The sequence below is a fragment of the Microbacterium sp. bgisy189 genome (genome assembly GCF_057707225.1).
This window is the reverse complement of sequence record NZ_JBYIPT010000022.1, coordinates 1-1,515: the sequence shown is the minus strand read 5'-3', so window position 1 is coordinate 1,515 and position 1,515 is coordinate 1. Positions and strand designations below refer to the sequence as shown.

General features: G+C 70.6%; 1 protein-coding gene. It reads right to left on the bottom strand.

What is annotated here, in order from left to right; genetic code table 11:
* Positions 1–33: 33 nt before the first annotated feature.
* A protein-coding gene (locus tag AC3ENX_RS14565) for an IS3 family transposase (protein ID WP_370428832.1) occupies positions 34–1,430 on the bottom strand; the annotation gives its coding sequence in 2 pieces (ribosomal slippage) (positions 34–1,094 and positions 1,094–1,430; 1,398 coding nt in all).
* Positions 1,431–1,515: the final 85 nt, after the last annotated feature.

The following is a 1,515-nucleotide window of genomic DNA, read 5'->3' as shown; positions in this document are numbered from 1 at the left end:
CGGAAAGTGTCAAGGCGGGTGAGACAGATTCCGTCAGGCGGTCTGTATGAGGGCCTCCTGTGAGGGCTGGTTGATCCAGGCGGCCTCGGGCAGCTTGGGCGCCTGGGGTCGGCGGTGGCCGAAGCGCTCGGGACGGGCGGCGTAGGCCGCGTCCAGGGTGGCCTGGCGCTGGGCGCGGACCTGCCCGGCGGTGCCGAAGTGGACGCTGGCGGGGGTGTGCAGCCCGATCCCGCAGTGGCGGTGCTCGTGGTTGTAGTAGGCGAAGAACTGCTCGGCGAACGCGCCGGCGTCGGCCAGGGACCCGAAGCGCTCGGGGAAGACCGGGGCGTACTTCAGCGTCTTGAACGCCGCCTCGCTGTAAGGGTTGTCGTTCGACACGTGCGGGCGGGAGTGCGACCTGGCCACCCCGAGGTCGACGAGCAGCTGAGCGACCGGTTTGGAGGTCATCGAGGTCCCGCGGTCGGCGTGGATCGCCTCCGGCACGCCATGGATGCCCATGGCGTGCTCGAGCAGGTTCTTGGCGATCTCGGCGTCCTCGCGGGCCGCGATGGTCCAGCCCACGACGAACCTGGAGAAGATGTCGAGCACGACGTACAGGTCGTAGTACACGCCCCGCTCCGGCCCCTTGAGCTTTGTGATGTCCCAACTCCACACCTGCCCCGGCGCCGTCGCGACGAGCTCGGGCCGGGTCCGGGGCGGGTGGCTCGCCTGCCGGCGCCGTTCCCCGGCCATGTCGTGCTCGCGCAGGATCCGGTGCATCGTGGACATCGAGCACAGGTAGGTGCCCTCGTCCAGCAGCGTGGCCCAGACCTGGGCGACCGACTTGTCCGCGAACCGCTGGCTGGTCAACACGGCCAGCACGTGGGCCCGCTCGGCGGCGGACAGCTTGTTCGCCGGTGCCGGCCGCGGTGTCCGTGGACGTGGCGGTGGCGGGTTCTTGGCCCGGTAGTGACTGGCGCGGGAGCGACCCAGCAGCGCGCACGCAGCCGCGGTGCCGACGTGCTCGGCCAGCCCGTCGACGGCCGGGTTGATCACCGCGGCGACCGCGGCGGCTTGTCCGCGCTCTCGGAGAGCGTCTCCAAGAGCGCGTGTGCTTTTCCCATCAGGTCCAGCGCCGCCCTGGTCTTGGCCAGCTCGGCCTCGGCCTTCTCCGCCCGGGCCCGTAGCGCCTGCAGCTCCCGCTCGCGCCGGTCCCGCGGCTTGCTGCCCAGCCCGGACAGCGAGCCGGCGGCCGCGGCCTTGCGCCACTCGATGATGTGGGAGGTGTACAGGCCCTCCCGGCGCAGGATCTCCCCACGCCCAGAGCGGTCCGCGGCGTCGTACTCGGCCAGGATCGCCGCTTTGAACTCGGCGGTGAACGTCCGCCTCTTGGGCCGGTCAGCACGAGGAGCCATAGCCCCATCATCGGTGCCGACGTCAGCAACCGTCATCGTCATCTCAGTATTGGTCCGTTCTCGCCCCGTGCAGTGCGAAGGTCAGCAGTGCTGGTGTCTCACCCCATCCTGACGCACAGGG